The following is a 21,124-nucleotide window of genomic DNA, read 5'->3' as shown; positions in this document are numbered from 1 at the left end:
CGTTGCTGCCTGTCAGGTTGCACATTCCCAGCGTGCCCGCACGCACGACACGAAATTTTCTCGCATCTAACCTAGGCCTCGTTCTCTTAACCTGCTCTGCGAGGCAATGACATGTCGGACTGGCGCCAAATCAGTCTGTGGATGGGCCAACTGGATGACGACTCCGCCCCGCGCCCCGCTCTCGAGGAACATCTCGATCTGGATGTGGCGATCATTGGTGCGGGGTACACGGGCTTATGGACCGCCTACTATCTGAAGACCCGCGCGCCCCAACTGAAGATCGCCGTTCTCGAGGCCGAGACGGCCGGCTTTGGCGCCTCCGGACGAAACGGCGGCTGGCTGATGGGTGGCATGCTGGGTGAAGATCGTCTCATCGGCAGCTTGCCCGAACCACAGCGTCGCGAGAGTTGGGACCTTTTGCACGGCATCCCGGATGAAGTCGCCCGGGTGCGGCAAATCGGGCGCATTGCGTGCGACTACCGCAAGGGCGGTGTCCTGTACTGCGCGGCGCGCTATCCGGAACAGGAGCAGCGCCTGCGGCAACATCTCAGCGACCTGCGCCAATGGGGCCTCACCGAAGAGGATTACCGTTGGTTGAACCCCGCCGAGCTGCGCGCCCAGCTACGTATTTCCGGCGCGACGGGAGCGCTCTACTCGCCTCATTGCGCGACGCTCCATCCCGCGAAACTGGCCCGTGGCCTTGCTCGCGCGGTCGAACACCTGGGTGTCAGGCTGTTCGAGAACAGCCGCGTGCGCCACTGGGAACCCCGCCTGCTGCGTACGGACAAGGGCAGCGTCAAGGCGCACTGGATCGTGCCGGCAGTGGAAGGCTACGCCACCAACCTGCCGCCGCTTGGCCGATACCAGTTGCCGGTGCAGAGCCTCCTTGTGGCGACTGAACCGTTGTCCGATACGGTATGGGAGGAGATTGGCCTCACTCGAGGCCAGGCGTTCAGTGAAAGCAGCCGTCAGGTCACGTACGGTCAGCGCACCGCGGACAACCGGCTCGCCTTCGGCGCGCGTGGGTCGTACCGCTTTGGTGGCAAGCTGCGCCACGATTTTCGCCTGACCGGGTCTGAGGTGAAATTGCGTCGCGACCTGATGGTCGATCTGTTCCCGATCCTTAAGAACGTCAAAATCACCCACACCTGGGGCGGCAACCTCGGCATGTCACGACGCTTTCAGCCGCACATGCTGATCGACCGGCGTAACGGCGTTGCCCTGTCCGGCGGATATGGCGGTGAGGGGGTCGGGGCTAGCAACCTCGGTGGACGAACGCTCGCCGACCTTATCCTCGAACGCGACAGTATCGAAACCCGTCAGAGCTGGGTCGTACACGACCGTCCGGTGCACCGCGCCTTGCGTGCCTGGGAACCAGAGCCCTGCCGCTGGCTGGGATACAACGCCGTCATCCGCAGCTTCGTCCACGAGGACGAAGTACTGGCCAATCCGCGCAGCGCTCAATGGCGTCGCCGTCTGGCGCAAAAGCTGGCGGCTACGGCGGAAAGCCTGATGACCTGGAAGGTCGGTTGACATGCTGCGTCCATCTGAACTCTCTCTGCGTGAAACCCTCATGGAAATCACTCACCTCAACGACACGCACAATGCTCCGCTCGGGTCGGCCAATGCCGTCGCGGTACCGCTTGGCGAACCCGTCTCGCACACGCGTACCTATGCCGTCGAGCGCGCCGACAAGGTCGAGACGGGAATCTGGGAATGCAGCCCCGGGCGCTGGCGCCGGCAGATCGTCGAGCAGGAGTTCTGTCATTTCGTGACCGGCAGTGGAACCTTCACGCCCGATGGAAGCACGCCGATCGCGTTCCAGGCAGGCGATGCCTTTCTGCTTCCGCAGAACAGTTTTGGCGTGTGGGACATCAAGGAAACCGTGCGCAAGACCTTCGTCATCATCAAGCGCGACTGAAGCCATGCGTCGACGGCATTGCGCAGCAACTGGATCTTTCGTAGCGCATTTCGTTCGTGGCCTGCCGCGCATCAAGAGTGCTGATCGCTGCGGACCGACTCTCACCATCAGGAGAATTCAACATGAAGGTCCGTCGACTTCCTCATGCGATCGCGCTGGCAAGTCTCTTTCTGTACGCGGGACTCGCCGTCACATCGAGCCAGCCAGCTCGCGCCGAGGACAATGTATTGAACGTCTACAACTGGTCCGACTACATCGCGAAGGGCACAATCCCCGGTTTCGAAAAGCAGACCGGCATCCACGTAAGGTACGACAACTACGACAGCAACGACACCTTGCAGACCAAGCTGCTCACAGGTAATGCGGGCTACGACATCGTTGTGCCTACTTCGAACTACATGGCGAAGCAAATCGGGGCCGGCGTTTACCAGAAGCTCGACAAGTCGAAGATTCCGAACCTGGCGAACCTCGACCCGACGCTGATGAAGCTGATCTCCGACGTCGATCCCGGCAATCAGTACGGCGTGCCCTGGGCCTGGGGCACGGAAGGGATCGGCTACAACGCCCAGGCCGTGCAGAAGGCGCTGGGCGAGGACGCACCGGTCGACAGTTGGGCGCTTGTGTTCGATCCAAAGAACGTGTCGAAGCTGAAGGGCTGCGGCGTATCTTTCCTCGACCAGGCCGTCAACGTATTCGCAGCGGTGCTGCAGTACATGCACAAGGATCCCAACAGCACGAATCCCGCCGACTACCAGGCCGCCTACGAAGTGCTGAAAAAGATTCGCCCGTATGTCACCCAGTTCAACACCGCCAGCTATATCAACGACCTCGCGAACAACGACATCTGCGTTGCGGTCGCCTGGTCGGGCGATGTCGGAATCGCGCACCGCCGTTCCGCTGAAAGCAAGCACCCCTACGACATCAGGTTCTCGAACGTGAAGGAAGGCGGCCTGCTGTGGTTCGATATGATGGTCGTGCCGAAGGACGCCCCGCATGCCGATGCAGCAATGAGGTGGATCAACTACATCGAGAGCCCGCAGGTCAACGCAGGAATTACGAACGAGGTGTTCTACCCGACGGCCAACAAGGCCGCACGCCAGTATGTCGCGCCCGCTGTCGCACAGGATCCGGGCGTCTATCCTGCCGATGAAGTGCTGCGCAAGATGACGCTGCTCAAGCCGGTGCCGCCCGATATCCTGCGTCTGGAGAACCGCCTTTGGGCGCAGCTCAAAACGGCTCACTGAATTGCCGAATGAAGTCGATTCGCGGAAACGGGCCCTGGTCTTACTGCGTCATAGGTTCATGGCTCGGTTTCCATTCTCTGGTGTTGAGTCTCGTGAATAAAAAAGCCGGCGTGTGCCGGCTTAAAAGTTCGGTCCATTCCGAGGGCCGACCGAACCTGAGAGAACAGATACGCTTGTACCGTCGCCCTTCATTTCGGAAAGCTCAGGAGAACGACAAATCCACCATCGGCCGCATTGCGGCATTCCATCTCGCCTTCGTTCTGACGCGTGAGCCGTTTGACCACCGCGAGTCCAAGCCCATAATTCGATTTGCCGGCTTCCTCGCTTGCCCCACGCATGAACGGCTGCATCACGGTCGCTAGCAGCTCATTCGCCACACCGCGCCCATGATCGCGCACCACGAGCCAATGGTGGGTCGCATCGCGCCGGGTCGAGATTTCCACGGGGGTTTCACCGTAATTCAGTGCGTTCTCGAACAGGTTCGACAGGATGCGATCGAGATCCACCGGTGGCAGCCTGAATCCGTGCCCCGCGTTTAGATCAAGCTTCACGAGTCCTTCATCGACGAGCGTTCCGGCATAATTGGCGCGGCAATGCTCATCGACGTTTTCGAGCGTTGCCGGTCCCGTCTCTATTGACGAAGACACCGCAGCCGATTGTTGAGAATGCTCGAGAAACTGCGCCAGAATGTTCGATAGCGATTCGGCATCACGCGCGAACCCTGCGCGCCGCTCTTCATCGTTCATCAACGACACGCGGAGCTGCATCCGCGTGATCGGTGCCTTGAGGTCGTGCGCAATGCCTGCGAGCAACAGCGCCCTGTCCTGCTCGGCCCGTGACAGTTCGTGCATCATTGCATTGAAGTTGACGATCAGCGAGCGGATTTCGGCCGGCCCGCTTTCCCTCACGGGTGCCGTAGGACGCCCTGAACGGAAATGACGTGCTGCAACGGCAAGCCGCCGCAGTGGGCGCTGGAATTGCCAGGCAGCCGTCAGGGCAACGACAAGCGCGAGAATGAACGCTGCAGCCGATTCGCCGATAAAGCGGAACCGGTGAACAAGCAGGTTTGACAGGCACATCCAGTACGGCGCGTTGCCATACCGCACCCATATTGAGCCGGTCGCCCCATCCGAGACAACCCGGCTTCCGGCAGGCAATCCTTTGAGCAGGTCACGATCAAACGGTGTGTTCGGATCACTGCACGGCGCAGGACATCCCGCATCGATCACCCGTGCGGGGTCGACGTAGCGCACGCCCAGCGCCTGCGCCACGCCGGCGACATCATCGCTGTTCATGGCCCTCAACCGCACCGCAGCAAGGATATCCCTCCGCGCATGCTCCGTATCGATCATGTCCCGGCCATCATTGAGCGTGACGCGGGCCGAAATGTGCACGAGAACGACCAGCCCGATCGTCATCAGCGAAAGACGGCCAAACAGGGTGTTGAAAGGATTTTTCATACTCGTTTATGGCAGGCGGTTGAAGCAACGGTCATTGAACCGGTGGACCTCGGATCCGCAAACAGGATAGAAACGCTCATGGGAGGATTCCGACAACATGCCGAGGTGGCTGAACCCTGAACTGCTGTTACGCATGCCCAGTGGAGTATGAAAGCACGGCAGTCGGTTCTCCAACGCTTCCGGCCGGCCGCTACGCTTTGCGCTCTCAAGGGGCCGCGGAGAGTGCGGGCCGTCTAACCGACAGAACCGGTACCGCGCAGAAAAATCTCCAGCCGCCTTTTGATGTGCCCGGTCCTCAGCGCACGCTCCGCCGCGTTCCTTAGCCGCCGGCGCGGCAGCAGCGCGCCGAAAACGATGTCCATCAGCATGCCAGCGTAGACCAGCGGGTCGTCCACCGTCATCCGGCCGCGCCGGGACTCCAGTTGCAGCCATTCGACCAGCGCTTCGCGGGAACGGATCACCTCGTTCTCGTACAGATAGTCGGACAGCTCCGGGAACAAAACGGACTCCCGCATGATCAGGTTCAGCACAGCCTCGCGCGCCACTTCCGCGTCGTCGTCGATGTCCAGCCGGAAGATCCGGACCAGCGTCTCGAGCAGCGGCAGATCTTCGCCGACCGGTCGAGGCAGGTCGACGATCATCCGCTGGCAGTCACGGATCACTTCAGCAAAGAGTTCTGTCCTGTCGGTAAACGCTTCGTAGATCGCGCGCTTCGATACCTTCGCCCGTGCAGCGACCTCGGCCGTTGTCGTGCGTGCGAAACCCAGCTCGACGAACGCCTCGCGCGCAGCGTTCAGGATCAGCCGCCTGCGTTCGTCGTCACCGATGACCTTCGGCCGGCCGCGGCCGCGGACAGGCCGCACCGGCGCAGCGGAGTCGCTTTTCTTCTTGCCTTTTACCGTTGACAACGCGCTCCTCCCAAATACGGTACCATATAAGTACCTTATTTTATGCCAGATGACCGCGAAACGGTCATTGCGGAATCAGTATACGTCCCGACGTTCATGCATCGAGCAAGGAGCAAGCGCATGCCACGTGAAATTCCCCAGTCGAGCGGGCCCTGCCCGATCCGCGATCCCCGTGTGCTGGACGTGATCCAGCGCCTGAATGCGACACGCCGTCATCCGCAACGCGAAGCGTTCGACGGGCCGTCGCGCCACGACGCCCAGGTGTTCGCCGACTACGGCTTCTCGATCCATCCGGACCAGGGCAACCTCATTTACCTGCTGTGCCGCGGAATGGGCGCGAAGCGGGTCGTCGATTTCGCGACCTCGATCGGCATGTCGGCGCTCTACTTCGCCGCCGCGATGCGCGACAACGGCGGCGGCCTCGTGATCGGCTCCGAGCTCGTGCAGGCGAAGGTCGACACGGCGCGCGCGAATCTCGCGGATGCGGGGCTCGCGGACTATGCGGACATCCGCGTCGGGGACGCACGCGAAACGCTGCGCGACCTCGGTGGCCCGATCGATTTCGCATTGATCGACGGCTGGCCCCAGCCGGAAGGACCCTCGCTCGCCCGAACCGTAATCGAGATCGTTGCCCCGCAGTTGCGCGTTGGTGGCTATGTGCTGAACGACAACGCGGAACCGGATTTCCTCGAATACATTCGCGACCCGGCGAACGGTTTCATCTCGACCACGCTGCCGATCAAGCGCGGCACCGAGCTCGCGCTGAAGATCGGCTGACGACGGGTTGAAAAGCGGATGCGCTCCCGACGCGAATTTCTGCTGGCAGGACTTGGACTGGGTGCCGCGGCGCTGACGCTGCCGGGCATCTCGAACGTTGCGATCGCAACCGATGCCTCGCGGTTCCGGGCCGGCGCTGGTCGAGCCGACGTCATGTTGCGGTCGAGCCTTTACCCGCTCGACGGCTTCATCGGCGAACACGATCCGCTCGCGGTGCGCGTGCTGCTGCTCGATGACGGCAACACGCGGATCGGCATCGTGGTGGTCGACCTGACCTCGATCGCGGACGGGATGATCACGTCGATGAAGGCGATCCTCACCGGGGTTGCGGGCGTCCCGGCCGATCATGCAATCGTCTGCGCCGGCCATTCATTTGCGACCCCACACGTATTCGTTGGCGGCCAGCTTCCGCCGGGTACCGATACCGCACGCAACGACGCGATGCGGCAGGCGTTCGAGGCGGCAATGCGGGCCGCGGCGACGCTCGCCGTTTCGTCGCTGCAACCGGCGCGACTCGGCTTCGGCTCCGGCACGAGCCCGGTAGGCGTCAATCGCGACATGCCGACACCGCACGGCTGGTGGCTCGGCGCGAACGATGCGGGCTTCGCCGATCCATTTATCGGCGTGCTACGCGTCGACGGAAGCAATGGCAAGCCCTTCGCCATCCTGATGAATGTCGCGGTGCAGCCTTCGGTGATGGACGGCTCGCAACTCGCGGCGGGCGGCAGGCTGATCTCGGCCGATCTTGCCGGCGCGGCCGCGCGCCATGTCGAGGCGCACTACGCGGGCGCCGTCGCGCTGTTCATTGTCGGCGCCGCGGGAGACCAGTCGCCGTCTCTGCAGGCGAACCGCCACGTGGTCAACGACGACGGCAGCGTCAGCCGCATCGACCTGCACGAGACCGGCTTCACGCTGCTCGACCTGCTTGGCGAGCGGCTGGGCACGGACGTCGTCGGCGTCGCCGACAGCATCCGGACGCAGTCCATGTCCACGCTTGGCATCATGCGTGCGCGCATTGCGGTGAACGGCCTGTATTTCTCGCCGCGCAATGCGCCGCTCGGCCCGGTCACGTCGTTCACGTACCGGCCCGGTGCGAAGGTGGAGGTGCCGGTGGTGCTGATCCGCATCGGCGATATCGCGTTCGCCGGCCTCCAGCCCGAACTGGCCGCGAGCGTTGGTGCGAAGATTCGCGCCAGTTCGCCGTATCCGCATACGGTCGTCGCGACCATGGTCGACGGCGCGGCCAAGTACCTGCCGGACGCGCAAAGCTACGAGCGCTTCACGTACGAGGCGCGCAGCTCGCCCTACGCACAGGGCGCTGCGGAGAGCGTCGGCGACGCGATTGTTCGCAAACTGAAACAGATACATGGAAGCTGAAACGCTGCACCCGATCAGGAGCTCAGAGAAAGTGAAGAGTCAGACAGGACGAACGAGACGGAATTTTTTGATGATGAGCATCGGCGCCGGGGCATTTCTGGCGATCGGCACGACGGCGCTGGCGAAAACCGGGGCCGCGCATGCGACGCGTGCCAGTGCGATCACGCAGGTGTTCGGCGACGGCATCCGCTTGACGGCGGTCGCCATCGAGTACAGCTTACCGGTCAACGACGTGGACCTTGCGGCGGCGAGCTTCAAGGTCGAAGGCCGGACCGTCACCGGCGCCTACATCTGCACGTCCGCGAATCCGGCGGATCGTGCCGACAGCGGCCGCTTCGTGATCGTCACACTGTCGCCCGATGATACGAATGCACCGCTCGCCGAAAAGATTCCACAATCGCAAGGCAATCCGCAACCCCAGGGCGGCGCTCCAGGCAAGGGGAATGTTAATGGTGGTGGCGTCGGCAACGCTGGCGACATCCCGCAGCAGGACACCTTCTACCGCCAGGCGCAAGCCACGGTCATCCAGTCCGGTCCGGTGCCCGCGGCAAGCGGAACCGTGATCCCCGCATCCAGTCATCCGTTAAGGACTACGCACGTCGAAAACCTGATCGTCGATGACTTCCGCGCGCTTGAGTTCCACAGCTCGAAGACCGGAAAGACGCTCCGGTACAACCTGTTTATACCGAAGGACTACGACGCAAACCGGTCGTATCCGCTGGTGTTGTTCATGCACGATGCCGGCGCGACCAGCAATTTGACGCGAACTACCCTCTATCAGGGCCTGGGCGCCGTCGTCTGGGCCAATCCCGTGGATCAAGCGAGGCGCCCCTGCTTCGTGCTGGCGCCGCAGTATGCCGAGATCATCGCGGACGACGACTCCAGAACCTCCAGCGCGCTCGACACCACGATCGATCTGGTGAATGCGCTGACGAGGCAGTACAGCATCGACCGCAACCGGCTATACGCGACCGGCCAGTCCGGCGGCTGCATGATGGCAATCGCGATGAACATCAGGTACACGGATTTCTTCGCCGCGTCGTTCCTCGTCGCCGGCCAGTGGGACCCGGCGCTGACGAAGCCCCTCGCGAAACAGAAACTGTGGATTCTGGTCTCGCAGGACGACGACAAGGCGTTCCCTGGCCAGAACGCCATTACCGCAGTGCTGGAGAAGGAAGGCGTGAAGATCAGCCGCGCGGCGTGGGACGGCACGTGGACGGCAGAACAGTTCCGCGCGGCGTTCGATAAAATCGACGCCGCAGGCAGCCCGATCAACTATGTGACGTTCGAAAAAGGCACCGTGATCCCGCCGGGGCAGACCACCGCGGGGGCGAGCGGACACCGCAATACGTGGCGTATCGCCTACACGATCGAGCCCATCCGCGAATGGGTGTTCCGCCAGGTCAGGTAGCGACGATACCGTTAGCCATACCGAGAAATCCAGTCGGCAGTTCTTCCGTTGTGCCTGGAAGGCGAAGGACCGAGGGCAGCCCGGGTTTGCTCCTGTCACGCTAACGACCACCAATCCTGTTTGGGCCGAAGCCTGCCGACGGAAAGCTGAGCGCGCCATCCTGTGGATGAATGGTCTGCACTGGACGACCGGGCGCTGCGGTAACAGCATTGGTGGGCGTGCTGCGCAGCCCCGGCGCGAGGTAGATGAATTTCCACCCGCCGTAAGTCTGCTCGGTCTCGAAGTCTGCATAGCGCCGCGGAAACTCTGCGCGCTTGATCGTCGGCGCCTCCGAGCTGCTATACACACCATAAAAGCGATCGCCCTGCCGCAAGAAGAGCCAATCGGTCTTGCCGGTAACCGGATCCGGGTATGCCTGACGCAGATGATGCATCGGAACCGGAAAGCGCGCGTCGTCCAGCAGATCGTCGACCGACGCCGGGTAGACACGGCCAACGCGGTAATACCGCACGATCGCCTGGCGGTACTGGTCGCCGGCGAACAAGAGTTGCTTCTCCTGCTCGCGCCGCCGTTCCAACGACCAGACGTCGAGCGCGCCCGCCAACGCGATCGACATCAGCATCAGCGCGATCAATAGCGCCAGCAGCACGAGCCCACGCTGGCGCGCGGGGCAAGGCCGGCTTCGATGCCGCGCAACCCGCTTCGATACCGGCGCAATGCGCGCGCCGCCTCGCGCCGGGAATGCGCCGCGACTCACTTGCCCGCTCCTGCCGGATCGGCAGGCGTGCCCTGCGGAGCACTCGCCGGCACGACGTCGTACACGCCCGTTTTGGTTTCATCGGGCGAGGCGATGACCGCCCACTTGTCGTCGCCGTTGACCGGGTCGACCGGAACCGCCCGCAGATAGTGTTTCGCCACCAGTTCATCGAGTGTTTCGGGATACTGACCGTTGTCGCCGTAGTATTTATCGATCGCATCGCGCATCACCGCGACGTTCTGCTGCCGGACCTGCTCCTTGCCGCGTTCGATGCTGTGCATATAACGCGGCAGCGCGATCGTCAGAAGCAGGCCAATGATCGCCATCACGACAACCAGTTCGATCAGCGTAAAACCGCGGGATCTGCGCGTATGAGCGGGTTTCATGATGCACCGTCACCATTGTTTGTACGGCACGCCGTTGATGCCGGCGCGAGCGGATTTCGACGACACATCGAACACATCCTTGCCGGCCTGATCGTTCCCGGACGCCCCGTCTGCACCGCTCTGATCCGGCGGCACCCCATAGGAGCGCACGTTCCACGTATCTTCAGCAGCCGTGTCCGGCTCTCCTTCAAAGAACGGATCACGCGGCACGCGGCGAAGAAACATCAGCAGACTTCCTTTCGGATCCTTCGCGTTGGGAACACCTGTCACGAGTACGGTCAGCGACGGCGGATAGCCGGACGCCTCAGCCTCCTTGTCGATCAAACCCGCGTCGCTCGAATCCTTGTATGCGTCGAGCGCCGTGCGAATCTCGCGTAGCGCGGCACTCAACTGCTGTTCCTTCTGACGCTGCACGATCAGTTCGGAGAACGGCATGATCGCAAGCGCCAGGATGGCCACGAGCGCGAGCGTGATCACCAGTTCGATCAACGTGAACCCACGTTGATCGGGCCGGCTTGCGCCACGCGAGCGGAGCGGGTTCGTCGGCATGGCCACGGCTCAGTACCCGTTTTGAATCGAGCGAAGCGGGTTATCGCTCGGCATGTCGCCAGGCGGCATCTGCAAGATTGACGGAGCGGGCGCGGGCGCCGGTGCGGGCGCCGTCTGGGCAGGCGCCGGCGGCTGGGCGGCCGCCGGCGCCCCGTTTGCCGCACCGCCCTGCTCCGCCTCGCCTCCCGCCTGCTCCGCTGCCGGCGGCGCATTGGGCACCGGCACCGGCGCTGGCGCAGTCGGCTGCGGCGCGAAGCGTCCGCCGTAGGGCAAGGGAGGCGGCGTCGTGCGCGGCGCCGGCGGCAGTTGGCCAAACGAACCGGTCGGGGGAGCCGCCATCGAACTGCTCGCCGCGGCACCCGCCTGAGCGGACTTGCCGCCTGCCGTGCCACCGCCTACGCTGCCGGGCAGCGGCTTCACGGCAGCCGCTCCGGGCGCCGCCGCGGCAGCCATGACGGGATCGAGTCGAAGCTGGTCGGCGTGCACGTTGACGTCGGTGCCGGACCAGACCTCCTGTGTGTCCACATCCGCCGCGAGCTGCGGCCGGACAATGTGCGGCGTGATCTGCAACACGATCTCCGTCTTCGTATGGTCGCCGTTGTGGTCCGAGAACAGGCGCCCGAGCACAGGCAATTGCCCGAGGCCGGGCACCTTGTCGGCCGACCTGCGGTCCTGATCGGAGATCAGGCCGCCGAGAATCTGACTCTCGCCATCTCTGAGGCGCAGGCTTGTCGACGCGCTACGCGTTCCTATCTGATAAGCGAGCGAACTCAGACCTGTCTGCGAATTGCCGCTCTGGATCGTATTGGTGATATTGCTGACTTCGAGATTCAGTTTGATGCCGACATCGCCATCCCGATAGACCTGCGGCTCCACTTCGAGCTTGATGCCGACATCGATGTACTGAATCATTTGCGTGTATGACGGACCGCTCGTGCTCGGCGTGCTGGAACTCGAAATCACCGGCAACTTATCGCCGATCAATATCCTGGCCTTCTCCTTGTTGCGCGTCCGGATCCGTGGACTCGCCAGCAGATTCGCGTCGGTATCGGTGAGCTTGAAGTTCGCCGTCGCGGACAGACCGCTGACATTCAGCGCATTGATGGGAAGATGGTGCAACGCGCCCCATGTGTCCACGGTGGACGGCGTCGACATCGTGAACGAGTTCGGCCATTCGATCCCGAGATTGGACAGGCGCTCGTGCGACACCTCCAGCACCTCGACTTCCAGCATCACCTCCGGTTCCGGCAAATCCTGAGCGGCGATCATCTCCTCTGCAACCTTGATGGTGTCAGGCGTGCCGCGGATCGTCACGGTATTCGCGCGCTCGTCGATCACGGCTTCCTTGATCTTCAGCAGGCTCTTCAGCAACGACTGGATCTGTTTGGCTTCGACGTTCGACAACTGGAACGTGCGTACCTTCAATTCCTGATATTCAAGCTGCTTGGCCGGCGTCGCCGGGTAAATGAAAAGCGTATTCGCATTGAGCTGCTTCTTGTCGAGCTGGTTCTGCATCAGGATCATGTCGACCGTATCCTGCAGCGAAGCGTTCGTCACGAAGATGGTTGTCTTCAGGTCCGCACGAACGTCGCGATCAAAAATGACGTTGAGTCCCGAAGTGCGCGACAACGCTTCGAAAACCATCCGCACGTTGGCATCGCGAAACTGCAGCGTAACCGGCGTGCGCATGATCGACGAAGCGGCAAGCTGCTCCTCCTTGTCCGCGCGTTGCTGCCGAATCTTGTCGTTGATTTCCTTTTCCATCTGCAATGCCAGCGGGTTGGTCGGATTCGCCAACAGGACCCGGTGCACACGATCGGCTGCGGGTCCAAACGAGCCACGCTGCATCATGCGGTCCGCCTCCTGCAGGGTCGCAAGATCGCGGCGGTCCTGGTCGATCAGCGCGCCGATCTTGCGGCCGCGTTCGCTGGTCGGATCGATCTGGCTCGCCGCATAGAGCTTCTGGATCGCGGCGTCGAACTGGTAGCTCAGACGCAACTGGTCGGCCTGATCGAGCAGCGCATTGACCGCATCATCGCGATCGTGCAGATAGTTGACTTTCACCTCGGCGTTGGTCGGATCGTCCTGTCGGTTCGGAACGTGCATGCAACCGCTGATGGCAAGCATGGAGACGGCGATCGCGAGCACACGCTTTCTCGCGCCCCCGCCGGTTGGCATGCGCTGGGCGCGGAACGAGACAGGTGGCGAGAGATGGTTCGATGGGCCGCTGTCCCCAATGCGGCTCGCACCCCGTGTGCGTGAGGTTTTCATCTACTTTGCCTCTCTTGGAATGGAGATGGCCTGCGTCTGGTTAAGCGGTAGATAGGTCAGCACCACGTCGGATTCGGAAACCGACTCGACACGGTACTGGTCATCGACGACTTCGCCCGGTGAAACGATCAGCAGGCGGTCGCCGTTGCTGAGAAATACCTGCGGCTTCGCCGCTTTCGCATCCAGCTCGCCCACGTAAGTAAAAGGCACTGGCGGTGCAGTTGGCGCCGGTGCGCGCACCTCGGCTACGACCGGCGCCTCGACAGGAGGCGGAGGCGGAAGCCACGAAGAAGCGGCGAACGGATTGTTGGCCGATTCGATCGACAGAGGCGCGCGCAGGGCGACCAGCCCTGCACGCGGCGGCGCCGCTATCGTCGGCTTCGCGCTGGCGGCGCCGGCGCGCGACGCAGGAACCGGTGCTGGCGCCGCTGCGCGCGAGGTTGCGGAGATGGCCGAGGTGGAGGACTGAAGGTGAACGGAAGCAGGCCGTGTCCGCATGTCGTTATGCCCCTGCCCGTGGAGCGTGGCAAGCACCGCCGGCGCCTGGGTTGCCACCACCTGCGCGCGATACCCAAGCCCCGCGACGGCGATCCCGCAGAACGTCAGCAACACGCGTTTCACCAGAGCGGGTTTGATGGTTTCGCGATCCGGCAGATGAGCTCGAACGCGTTGAACCAGAGCGGCTTTCATGGCTGTGCTGTCCGATAGATGAGCTCGAAGCGGACCCGCGCATCGAGAATATTGCCGTCGACCGCAGGACGCTCGACGTGGATCGCCTGGAGCGCCGCATTGGGCACGTTGTTCAGGACTGCCGCGAGAAAACGCCGGATCGCACTGTACTGATCCTTGACGGGCAACAGCACCTGATACCGCGTAAAGGGCGCACCGGCTTCGGTCGTCACCTGATATTCGGCTGAGCCGAGCGTCAAATTGCTCTCGCGGGCCTGCGCGAATATCGCGGCGATATCGTTCGCGCTTTGCGTGAAACCCGGGAACAGTCCCGGCAAGGTGTCGAGTGCGACCGGATCCACCGCCGCGCTGCGCTCGCCGGCAAGGCGATGCGCGTTCGCCATCCGCGCGACTCGCGCAGGATCCTGCATCTCGTTCATTCCGTGCGCCCCGGTGTCCAGGCTGGGAGTCGAGACGGCCACGATGGCGGCCGCGCCGATCGTCAGCGCGCCAAGCAGTCCCGGCAAGCCGAACCAGCGCTGCATCTCGAAGCGCAGCGTCAACAGCATGTCCTGCAGGCGGTCCGCTTTCATGACTTCCTCCAGACGGCCGTGATCTGGAAGCGCACCGGTTGGCCCGGCACGTTCGTCTCGATCAGGTGATTGTTGAGCACGGCTTCTCGCAGCAGCACGCTGGTCTGCAGATACTTCAAGTACGCAATCATCGCGTCGAAGTTTTTTGCCTCGGCCGTGATACGGATCTGGCTTTGCGCGGGGTTCTGATCGATGCCGATCAGCGCGACATCGCGATCCGGATAGTCTTCGACGATTGAAAAGAGGTCCTGCCACGGCACGGTCAATTCCCGCAGCACCGACTGGCTCTGCTTTTCCGCGAGCCTGGCGGCCGGCGTCAACGGCGCCTTCGCCACATGCCGGCTTGCCATTGCCTGCCGCTGGACGGCCTCCAGTTGCGCCTGCGCGCGCTCGTTTTCCGCGTACGCATGCCAGAGCCGCGCGCCGCTTGCGAGCAACAGCACGGCAGCGGCGCACAGCAGGATCACTCCGCCCGCCGCGGGGGCGGCGCGGCGCCGGCTGAAGTCGAGGTCGAGGCGCGGGATCATTGCGCACACTCCATCAGCCGATGCGCGGGCGAGCGGTCCGCCAGCGGTGTCTGCCGGATTGCCGCGGCGAAACGCGCTTCGAACGGCGCCAGCTCGGTCTCGATTCCGAACAGATAGATCTTGCAGTCTTCGTGCTTCAGGTTCGTCCAGGGTGCGCAGCGTTCGAACAATTGCTCGGCCAGTTCGGCCAGCCGGCACGCGTCGCCCGCATCACCGGGAAACAGGCGCTGCGCGTCGTAGGCGACCCAGCGACGCTGCTCGATCATGACCGCCTGCATCTGCTCGTCCGCGACGAACAGCAGCAGCGCCGCACCGCCCTCGGCCGCAGCGCCGATGCGATTGAGCATCGCCGGCAGGCATAGCGTCAAGCGGCCGATCCCGACGTGTTCGGCCGCACTTACGTCGTGGATACCGTCAAGCAATTCGCGCGACATCGCGCTGGCAAACAGAGCCCGGCCGCCGCGCTGCACGCTGAAACGCACCACCAGCGACGCGCCGTCGATCCCGTAGGTATCGGCGAAATGCGCTAACGCGATCTCTTCGAGTTCGCGCGCGCGCAGCGAGCGGAAATCGCCACGCAAGATCGCGTGATTGCCCCAGAAATCATCCAGCACAACGGATGCGCTACGCTTCTGCACAAACTCCTGCGGCACCGGCGCGGCATCGGCGGCGGGCGTCGCGAGATGCGTGCCGGCAAGCGCCCGGCGCAGCGTATCGAGTGCGCCTGGTTCAGTACAGCACCGCTCCTCGGGAATCGCAACGCTGGCAGGCCCGGCGGCAGATGCCGATTTGCGCAGGCGCAACGGCCAGGGCACGCGCGCACCGACGACAATCTCACGCGTGCCGACTCCGATTGCAACCGGACTATTCAACCATGGTGACACGGTTAATCTCCTCGAGAGTCGTTTCGCCGCGCTTCACGAGCTCGACTGCAGCGGTACGCAGCGACTGCATGCCGTAGCGCATCGCTGCCGCCTTGATCGCCCCAAGCGGTGCACGTTCCGACAGCAGTTGCCGCAACTCGTCGTTCATGCGCAAAGCTTCTGCGATTGCCCGGCGTCCGCGATACCCGCTGCCGCGGCACGCCGCGCAGCCCGTGCCGCGATGAAACAGGTAGCTGCCGGCGGTATCCGGATCGATGCCTGAACGGACCAGCGTGTCCGCGTCGACCGCCTCATCGGTCGTGCAATCCGGACAGCACTGCCGCAAGAGACGCTGGGCAACGACGCCGTTGAGCGCGGACACAAAGCTGTACGGATCGACCTCCATGTTCGTGAAGCGGCCGATCACGTCGAACACGTTGTTCGCGTGCACGGTGGTGAACACCTGGTGACCGGTCAGCGCTGCCTGAACAGCGATTTGCGCGGTTTCCGGATCGCGGATTTCGCCGACCATTATCTTGTCCGGGTCATGCCGCAAAATCGACCGCAGTCCGCGCGCGAACGTCAGCCCCTTCGCTTCGTTGACCGGAATCTGCAGGATGTCGCCCAGTTGATATTCGACCGGATCCTCGATCGTCACGATCTTCTCAAGGCCATTGTTGATCTCGGTCAGAATCGCGTAGAGCGTCGTCGTCTTGCCGCTGCCTGTCGGCCCAGTCACGAGCAACATGCCGTACGGCATCGACGCGATCGAGCGCATGAAGCGTGTATCGGCCTGCTGAAAGCCCAGCGCCTCGAGCGTCAGACCGCCGGAGGCCTGCGAAAGTTGATAGCGGTCGAGGATCCGCAGCACCGCGTCCTCGCCGAACTGGTTCGGCATGATCGACACGCGGAAATCGATGTCGCGTCCCGCGTACTGCGCCTTGAAACGCCCGTCCTGCGGAACGCGGCGCTCGGAAATATCGAGTTCGGAAATCACTTTCACGCGCGACAGGACCTGGTCCGCGACATCGCGGCCTTCGACCCGGCCAACCACAGTCAGCACACCGTCCACGCGGCACTTGATCATCAACCCGTTGGCGCGGCATTCGAGGTGGATGTCGCTGGCCATCATCTTCAGCGCGTCATAGATCGTCGAGTTGAGCAACCTCACCACCGGGCTGTCGTCACTACTGATGCCCTGCAGCGTCAACGCGAGCGAAGACGGATCGACTGCATTCTGGATCGGGTCGTCGAACGCCAGCGAGTCCATCGCCCGCACGTCTTTTTCGCGCACGGCCAGATACGCGCTGATGTCTCCCGCGCTCGCGAGCGCCCAACGGTACGGTACGGTCGGCCGCGAGCGCATGCGGTGTTCGACGCAGCCTCGCGTGCGCGCGTCGAGCGGATCGGCGATGACGAACAGCAGACCCTTGCCACTGCCTGTGCCGCTTGCACCGTTTGTACCGTCTGTACCGTGTGTTCCATCGGCCTCGCGAAAACACACGCACAGGCGGGTCGTCGCTTCGACAAACGACATCACCTCGAAATCGGGTTCGTACTGGTTCAACTCGCGCATGCTGATCGGCTTCATGCGAAATTGCGCAGCCAGTTTGGTGCGCATCTCGTCCGCGCTCAGTGCCGTCTGTGTCATCAACTCTTCCAGCGCACGAATCCCGGAACCATGCAGCTCGCCGAGCGTTCGCAGCGCGTCGCGCAGTTCGACACGCGGTTCGGCATTGACGCTTGCCGGAATCGTGCTGACGGTATCCACGTGCTTTCTCCAGGAAGGTCTATTGAATGCTCGAGGCGATTTCGAAAATCGGCATGTACATCAGCACGACAATTCCGCCGATCACCACACCGATAAAAATCATCATCGCGGGTTCGATCAAACGCGAGATCAGATCGATCGTGCGGGACACCTGCGCCTCCTGAAACGCGGCAATTCTGTCGAGAACGGGCCCAAGGCCGCCGGTCTTCTCCGCCACCGTCAGGAGTCGATAGGAAATCGGGTTGGCGAGTCCGCCCTGCTGAAACGCATCGGAGATCTTCGTGCCGTTGCGCACCTGCTGCAGGGCGTTCGCGAGTGCGGCCTGGTCTGCGCGGCCGACCAGCCCACGCGCAAGATCGAACGCCCGCACGGCGGGAATACCGCCGTCGACCAGCATGGCGGTCGTGCGATAAAACTGCGACTGGCGAAAGATGCGGAAGTGTTGCCCAATGCCCGGCAGGGCAAACATGCGATCGGCGATCCAGCTCCGCACCGCCGGTCTGCGCAGCGCAAAGCCGGCCGCCACCGCCAGCACAGCGAGGCTGGCGCTCAACTCCGCCCCGTGGGCGTGCACCATGCCGCCCCATGCGATCAGCAAGCGCGAGAGCAACGGGAGCTCACGCCCGCTGTGCTCGAGCAAGGTCGCGAACCTCGGCACGACGAAACCCAGCAGGAACAGCACGACCGCCGCGCCCACCAGCAGCAGAACGGATGGATAGATCGCTGCCGACACCACTCGTCCACGCAGTTCGTGCAGCATTGCGCTATTGCGCGAATAGCGGGTCAAGCTATCCGCGAGGCCGCCGGTTTGCTCGCTGGCCTTCACGCAAGCGACAAGCACAGGCGGAAAAATGTGGTTCGCGTGCTCGAGCGCCGCGGAGAGCGACTGCCCCTCTTCCAGCAGCCGCAACAGTTCGCGGTACACCTGCGCAGAAGCCTCGCGGCGCTCATTGCCGCCAAGCGTGCGCAATGCGTCGACGACGCCGACGCCTGCGTCGAGCAAGGCCGCGAGTTCGCGCGCGAACAGTTCGACGTTGAAGCTGGCGCCGGGCAGCGTCACCCAGTTCTTCTGGTAGCGCCGCCGGCCCGCTTCGGCTCGAACCGATACAACGCGAAGGCCGCGGGCGCGAGCGAGCGACGCCGCAGTCGACGAGGAATCGCTATCGATGCGAAGCGTCTGGACCGCACCACTGGTATCGAAGACACGCAGCACGTACTTCACGTCGATTCTCCTTGCAAACAACCCGCTACCGGCCCGGCGTCGCGGCAACCGCGCGGCGCGCCTTTACCACGAAGAAACGGTCGTGTTCTCGCCGACACCGCCGCCTCGTCCATCCTTGCCAAGCGAAAACAGATCGTAGTCGCCGTGTTCACCCGGCGACCGATACTGGTACGGGCGATCCCACGGATCGACCGGCACCGCCTTCGCCAGATACGGCCCGCTCCAATGTGCCGCGTCCTGTGGTTTGGCCACGAGCGCCTGCAGCCCTTCTTCGGTCGTCGGATACGACCCGACATCCAGCCGGTATTGATCGAGTGCCTGCCCTAGCGAGACGATCTGCGCGCGCGCGATCTTCGTATTCGACTTGCCGACCTGTTCGAAATATCGAGGGGCAACGAGACCCGCCAGCAAGCCGATGATGACCATCACCACCAGCAGCTCGAGCAGCGTGAAACCGCGGCTGCATCGCACGCGCCTTTCGGGACGGACGCACTGCCGCGGACACCCGGGCATGCCGGGCTTGATAGAGGACAATTCGTTGTGCACGGCTCCCCCTGTATCGACCCACCGCTTCGGCCTTGCCGAAGCCGTTGAATGCATTCTTGTTCAGGTCGATACGGGCAAGAAGTAGGGAGAGCCGTCCAAAGACATGGGTAAAGACCCTCCAGTTGCACCGCGCTTACACGGAGGGCTTGTGCACGCGTTGTTCGTCCGGCAGCGTCAACACACCCATGTCGATTGCGATGCGCACAAGACCGGTCACGTTCGTGATGCCCAGCTTGCGCATCAGATTTGCGCGATGCTTTTCGATCGTTTTCGGACTCAGCTTCAGGTGCTCGCCGACCTGCCGGTTGGTGTGCCCCTCGACAACCAGCCGCAGCACCGACCGCTCGCGGCCGGTCAGCGTATCCCAGAGGTGCGTTTTTGGCGGGGTGCCTGGCGCGAGATCCGACGAACCGGTGCAGCGACCGCAAACGTCGGGATTCGTGCTGCGCTTGCCCTGCATGACCAGCCGCATCTCACCGACCAGCTCTTCGAATGACGCGTCCTTGATCACATATCCGTCGGCACCCGCGGCAAACGACTCTCGCACGTGTTCTTCGCTGCGGTGAACGGTGAGGACAATGATGCGAATCTGCGGGGCGCGGCGCTTGATTGCGGCGATCGCCTCGAAACCGCTGCCGCCCGGCATGGACAGATCCATCAGGATCAGATCGGGCGTCGTCGCGATCGCAAGCCGGTATGCCTCGAGTCCGTCGCCCGCCTCGCCGACGATGCGGTAGTCGCATAGTTCGGACACCATGCGACAAAGACCGCTGCGCAAAAGATGCTGATCCTCCGCAATCAGCACACGATGCTGTTTTGCCAATTTCGTCGCTCCTGATTGCACCGTGCGCCGCTAGTTGGACGCAACGGCATCATGGTAGGCGCTCAGCAGTTCCGTCGGCGTCGCGAAGCCGTCAATACGCAGCCACGACTTTCCAGGCGCCGCCCGCACGAATACAACCGGCGTGTGATTCATCTTGTCGCCCCGATAGACGTTGAAGGCGCGTTGCGTCGCAATGCTAGCCTCGACGGTGCCGGTGTAGTGCCGCCACTCCGGGCCGGCGTCGAATCGGACTGCGTACGCTCTGAGGCGTGCCGGCGTGTCCTGCTCTGGATCGATCGAGATCGACACGATGTGCACCTTGTCGCGATCGCTGCCCAACTCGCTTTGCAACTTCTCGAGCGTCTGGCTGACCATTGGGCAAATAGTGGTGCACGTGGTGTAGATGAAAGTCAGGATCACTGGCCGGCCGTCATTCAGTTCATCGATCAACGAAACCTTCTTGCCGTCGTCCCTGACCAGCTTCACCGGCGGCAGCGTGTAGTCGACGGTGGAGCGCATCGTCCCCGACATCATGTGATGATGCATATGCGCGTCGGCGCCATCGGCGGCGTCCGCGGCAGATGCGCACCATGCCGCGGGACCTGCCAGTCCGGCGCCGGCCAGCAGGACCACGCCGATCAGGACTACGTTGGTCGTTTTCATCGCTGTCTCCAGAAGTGACAAGCAAGGTTCAGTCGCGCGAGGCGCAGGTCACGTCGACTGCCCACCCGCTTCGCGACTGCACTGACGGAGCGTTCCGGCACTACGACGGAAACGGGCCCGGACCCAACCAGCGTTCCTCGGCGATCGATATCCTGAGTACGGCGTCGATACCAGCGTGAGCGCATGAAAGGCGCGCCGCCGTGCATGTTCAGTCTCATGAATTTGCGTGCGGGCGTCATTGGATAAGAGCCCCCAAAGCACGGTAGGGCATGTCCGACTGCGGGAAAACCCGCCGCGTTCAGCCGGGGGTTCCCACATCGCCACTCAGTACATGCCCGGTTGCGGTGAACCTCAGTCGAGGCTTACAATCAGCTATAGGCTTAAGG

Annotated in this window: 21 protein-coding genes; 6 read left to right on the top strand and 15 right to left on the bottom strand. The window is 63.1% G+C overall.

The genetic code is table 11. The features are described 5' to 3' along the window. The first annotated feature begins 111 nt into the window (after positions 1 to 111). From AC1ECK_RS11580 to AC1ECK_RS11570, 3 genes are all read left to right on the top strand, one after another. Complete coding sequence (locus tag AC1ECK_RS11580) at positions 112 to 1,533, top strand: NAD(P)/FAD-dependent oxidoreductase (RefSeq protein WP_480319050.1); 1,422 nt, start codon at positions 112 to 114, stop codon at positions 1,531 to 1,533. A gap of 40 nt (positions 1,534 to 1,573) precedes the next feature. After that, the gene (locus tag AC1ECK_RS11575) at positions 1,574 to 1,921 is read left to right on the top strand and encodes a cupin domain-containing protein (RefSeq protein ID WP_480319048.1); all 348 of its coding nucleotides are present in this window, start codon (positions 1,574 to 1,576) and stop codon (positions 1,919 to 1,921) included. 122 nt (positions 1,922 to 2,043) lie between these two features. Continuing rightward, positions 2,044 to 3,165, top strand: coding sequence for a polyamine ABC transporter substrate-binding protein (locus AC1ECK_RS11570; RefSeq protein WP_480319046.1), 1,122 nt, complete (start codon positions 2,044 to 2,046; stop codon positions 3,163 to 3,165). Positions 3,166 to 3,353: 188 nt separating this feature from the next. Here AC1ECK_RS11570 and AC1ECK_RS11565 read toward each other — a convergent pair whose 3' ends face one another. Then, entirely contained in the window at positions 3,354 to 4,625 is a 1,272-nt protein-coding gene (locus tag AC1ECK_RS11565; protein ID WP_480319044.1) for an ATP-binding protein, read from the bottom strand. 233 nt (positions 4,626 to 4,858) lie between these two features. Next, complete coding sequence (locus AC1ECK_RS11560; RefSeq protein WP_480319042.1) at positions 4,859 to 5,488, bottom strand: TetR/AcrR family transcriptional regulator; 630 nt, start codon at positions 5,486 to 5,488, stop codon at positions 4,859 to 4,861. A gap of 165 nt (positions 5,489 to 5,653) precedes the next feature. On the opposite strand from AC1ECK_RS11560, the gene AC1ECK_RS11555 reads away from it, so the two are divergent. The 3 genes from AC1ECK_RS11555 (at position 5,654) to AC1ECK_RS11545 (ending at position 9,098) form a co-directional block, all read left to right on the top strand. Next, entirely contained in the window at positions 5,654 to 6,310 is a 657-nt protein-coding gene (locus tag AC1ECK_RS11555) for an O-methyltransferase (protein ID WP_480319040.1), read from the top strand. A gap of 18 nt (positions 6,311 to 6,328) precedes the next feature. Continuing rightward, positions 6,329 to 7,687 (top strand): hypothetical protein, encoded by a 1,359-nt coding sequence (locus AC1ECK_RS11550; protein ID WP_480319038.1) that lies wholly within the window; start codon positions 6,329 to 6,331, stop codon positions 7,685 to 7,687. Between the two features lie 70 nt (positions 7,688 to 7,757). Then, positions 7,758 to 9,098 carry a carboxylesterase family protein gene (locus AC1ECK_RS11545; protein WP_480319036.1) on the top strand — a complete coding sequence of 447 codons (1,341 nt, stop codon included), beginning with the start codon at positions 7,758 to 7,760 and terminating at the stop codon, positions 9,096 to 9,098. A 100-nt stretch (positions 9,099 to 9,198) separates the two neighbouring features. Here AC1ECK_RS11545 and AC1ECK_RS11540 read toward each other — a convergent pair whose 3' ends face one another. The 13 genes from AC1ECK_RS11540 to AC1ECK_RS11480 form a co-directional block, all read right to left on the bottom strand. Then, positions 9,199 to 9,855: a type II secretion system protein gene (locus tag AC1ECK_RS11540; protein WP_480319034.1), complete on the bottom strand. Its 657-nt coding sequence runs from the start codon at positions 9,853 to 9,855 to the stop codon at positions 9,199 to 9,201. Next, positions 9,852 to 10,241, bottom strand: a complete 390-nt coding sequence (locus AC1ECK_RS11535) for a type IV pilin protein (protein WP_480319032.1) — start codon at positions 10,239 to 10,241, stop codon at positions 9,852 to 9,854. The genes AC1ECK_RS11540 and AC1ECK_RS11535 overlap by 4 nt, the downstream gene beginning before the upstream one ends. 9 nt (positions 10,242 to 10,250) lie before the next feature. Continuing rightward, positions 10,251 to 10,790 carry a type II secretion system protein gene (locus AC1ECK_RS11530; RefSeq protein WP_480319030.1) on the bottom strand — a complete coding sequence of 180 codons (540 nt, stop codon included), beginning with the start codon at positions 10,788 to 10,790 and terminating at the stop codon, positions 10,251 to 10,253. 9 nt (positions 10,791 to 10,799) lie between these two features. Further along, a complete protein-coding gene (locus AC1ECK_RS11525) occupies positions 10,800 to 13,061 on the bottom strand; it encodes a secretin N-terminal domain-containing protein (protein ID WP_480319028.1) in 2,262 nt (753 codons plus the stop codon). After that, positions 13,062 to 13,751 (bottom strand): hypothetical protein, encoded by a 690-nt coding sequence (locus tag AC1ECK_RS11520; RefSeq protein WP_480319026.1) that lies wholly within the window; start codon positions 13,749 to 13,751, stop codon positions 13,062 to 13,064. Next, positions 13,748 to 14,323, bottom strand: coding sequence for a hypothetical protein (locus AC1ECK_RS11515; protein WP_480319024.1), 576 nt, complete (start codon positions 14,321 to 14,323; stop codon positions 13,748 to 13,750). The genes AC1ECK_RS11520 and AC1ECK_RS11515 overlap by 4 nt, the downstream gene beginning before the upstream one ends. Continuing rightward, complete coding sequence (locus AC1ECK_RS11510; protein WP_480319022.1) at positions 14,320 to 14,850, bottom strand: hypothetical protein; 531 nt, start codon at positions 14,848 to 14,850, stop codon at positions 14,320 to 14,322. Before AC1ECK_RS11510 ends, AC1ECK_RS11515 begins: the two co-directional genes overlap by 4 nt. After that, entirely contained in the window at positions 14,847 to 15,734 is an 888-nt protein-coding gene (locus tag AC1ECK_RS11505; RefSeq protein WP_480319020.1) for a hypothetical protein, read from the bottom strand. Before AC1ECK_RS11505 ends, AC1ECK_RS11510 begins: the two co-directional genes overlap by 4 nt. Beyond that, positions 15,715 to 17,364, bottom strand: a complete 1,650-nt coding sequence (locus AC1ECK_RS11500; RefSeq protein WP_480319454.1) for a GspE/PulE family protein — start codon at positions 17,362 to 17,364, stop codon at positions 15,715 to 15,717. Before AC1ECK_RS11500 ends, AC1ECK_RS11505 begins: the two co-directional genes overlap by 20 nt. A 139-nt stretch (positions 17,365 to 17,503) precedes the next feature. Next, positions 17,504 to 18,706, bottom strand: a complete 1,203-nt coding sequence (locus AC1ECK_RS11495) for a type II secretion system F family protein (protein ID WP_480319018.1) — start codon at positions 18,704 to 18,706, stop codon at positions 17,504 to 17,506. A 63-nt stretch (positions 18,707 to 18,769) separates the two neighbouring features. Beyond that, entirely contained in the window at positions 18,770 to 19,219 is a 450-nt protein-coding gene (gene gspG, locus AC1ECK_RS11490) for a type II secretion system major pseudopilin GspG (RefSeq protein WP_480319453.1), read from the bottom strand. A gap of 166 nt (positions 19,220 to 19,385) precedes the next feature. Beyond that, positions 19,386 to 20,075 carry a response regulator gene (locus tag AC1ECK_RS11485; RefSeq protein WP_480319016.1) on the bottom strand — a complete coding sequence of 230 codons (690 nt, stop codon included), beginning with the start codon at positions 20,073 to 20,075 and terminating at the stop codon, positions 19,386 to 19,388. Positions 20,076 to 20,105: 30 nt separating this feature from the next. Then, positions 20,106 to 20,738 carry an SCO family protein gene (locus tag AC1ECK_RS11480; protein ID WP_480319014.1) on the bottom strand — a complete coding sequence of 211 codons (633 nt, stop codon included), beginning with the start codon at positions 20,736 to 20,738 and terminating at the stop codon, positions 20,106 to 20,108. Positions 20,739 to 21,124 lie beyond the last annotated feature (386 nt).

The organism is Paraburkholderia sp. SSBN10T (genome assembly GCF_056619545.1).
This window is presented reverse-complemented; position numbering and strand designations above follow the sequence as displayed.